2 protein-coding genes and 1 pseudogene are annotated in these 1,549 nt (G+C 63.5%); 2 read left to right on the top strand and 1 reads right to left on the bottom strand.

Features of this window, described 5'->3' with window-relative positions; all coding sequences use genetic code 11:
* Nucleotides 1-497: pseudogene (locus tag JV551A3_RS02475) on the top strand (glutamate--cysteine ligase); the annotation flags it as partial.
* On the top strand, nt 497-1,129 hold the full coding sequence (locus tag JV551A3_RS02470) for a TetR/AcrR family transcriptional regulator (protein WP_133978300.1): 633 nt from the start codon (nt 497-499) through the stop codon (nt 1,127-1,129). The pseudogene JV551A3_RS02475 and the gene JV551A3_RS02470, both read left to right, overlap by 1 nt.
* A gap of 139 nt (nt 1,130-1,268) precedes the next feature.
* On the opposite strand, the gene JV551A3_RS02465 is transcribed toward JV551A3_RS02470, so the two are convergent.
* Complete coding sequence (locus JV551A3_RS02465) at nt 1,269-1,484, bottom strand: TOBE domain-containing protein (protein WP_003255829.1); 216 nt, start codon at nt 1,482-1,484, stop codon at nt 1,269-1,271.
* Nucleotides 1,485-1,549: the final 65 nt, after the last annotated feature.

The raw sequence follows: 1,549 nt of genomic DNA, 5'->3' as shown, positions 1-1,549 counted from the left end.
GCCCGCAACTGGATAACGGCGAATGCGGCCAGTGCACCAGCAATTTCCTGACCGTGGTCAAGGAAGGCCGTCGCCCGGGCCTGGAACTGCGCCGCGATGGCCAGCCGATTGGCCTGAAGGCCTGGGCCAGCGAGCTGATCGAGCGTATCCGCCCACTGGCCGAGCTGCTCGACCAGGCGCAAGGTAGTGCAGAACACGGCAAGGCCCTGGATGCCCAACAGGCCAAGGTCGACGATGCCTCGCTGACCCCGTCGGCCCAGGTACTGGCACGCATGACCGAGCATGACGAAAGCTTCGTCAAGTTCTCCCTGCGCCAGAGCCGCATCCACGCCGAAACCTTCCGCGAGCAGCCACTGCCGGTCGAGCGCCAGCAGGCCTTCGAAACCCTCGCCCGCGACTCGCTGGCCGAGCAGTCGCGCCTGGAACAGCAGGAAGTCGGCGACTTCGACCTGTTCGTCGGCGCCTACCAGGCCAGCATCCTGGCGATCAGCAACTGATGACCCGCACTGCCACCCCGCGCAAGCCGCGCGCCAGCAGCCAGGCCAGGATCGAGGCGATCCTGGCGGCTGCACGCGAGTTGCTGGCCGAGCTGGGGGTGGCAAGCCTGTCGATCTACAGCGTGGCCGAGCGCGCGCAGATTCCACCGTCTTCGGTGTACCACTTTTTCGCCAGCGTGCCGGCGCTGCTGGAGGCGTTGACGACCGATGTACACCGGGCCTTCCGTGAAGCGCTGAGCGCGCCTATCGACAGCAGTGCGGTCAACACCTGGCACGAACTGTCACGGCTGATCGAGCAGCGCATGCTGGATATCTACAACGAGGACGCCGCGGCGCGGCAGCTGATCCTGGCCCAGCACGGCCTGAGCGAAGTGGTGCAGGCCGATCGGCAGCACGATATGGAGCTGGGCGACTTGATGCACAAGTTGTTCGACCAGCACTTTCATCTGCCGGTGATGCCGGTGGATGTGGACGTGTTTGCCCTGGCCATGGAATTGAGCGACCGGGTGTATGCGCGGTCGGTGCAGTTGCATGAGGCGATCACACCGCGCATGGCCGAGGAAGGCAAGCGGGTGTTCGAGGCGTATCTGGGGTTGTATCTGCCGCCGTTTCTGGCCAAGCGTTCCAACTGAGATCATTGGGGCCGCTGTGCGGCCCTTCGCGGGCACGCCCGCTCCCACAGGGTCCGCGCAAAACCTGAAACCTGCGCAGTACCTGTGGGAGCGGGCGTGCCCGCGAAGGGCTGCAAGGCAGCCCCATGGCCAACATCCATCACAGCTTGGCGATGGACACTTCAGTCGACTTCACAAAGGCAATAACCTCACTGCCCACCTGCAGCTCCAGCTCACGCACGGAGCGAGTGGTGATGACCGAAGTGACGATGCCCGAAGCAGTCTGCACGTCGATTTCCGACAGTACCGGGCCTTCGAGGATTTCTTTCACGGTGCCTTTGAACTGGTTGCGAACGTTGATGGCTTTGATAGTCATGATTTGCTTCCTTTTGGCTTCTGGGGTTCAGTGCGCCCAACGCAGTTGCGTGGGCAAAGGGGCTA

Source organism: Pseudomonas inefficax (assembly GCF_900277125.1).
In the GTDB taxonomy this organism is placed as follows: Bacteria; Pseudomonadota; Gammaproteobacteria; order Pseudomonadales; family Pseudomonadaceae; genus Aquipseudomonas; species Aquipseudomonas inefficax.
The sequence above is the reverse complement of the archived record's forward strand: the minus strand, read 5'-3'. Positions and strand labels throughout refer to the sequence as shown.

Bases quoted from the DNA above. Each gene is read 5' to 3' on its own strand.
- JV551A3_RS02470 (WP_133978300.1), top strand. From the start codon at position 497: ATGACCCGCACTGCCACCCCGCGCAAGCCGCGCGCCAGCAGCCAGGCC.
- JV551A3_RS02465 (WP_003255829.1), bottom strand. From the start codon at position 1,484: ATGACTATCAAAGCCATCAACGTTCGCAACCAGTTCAAAGGCACCGTG.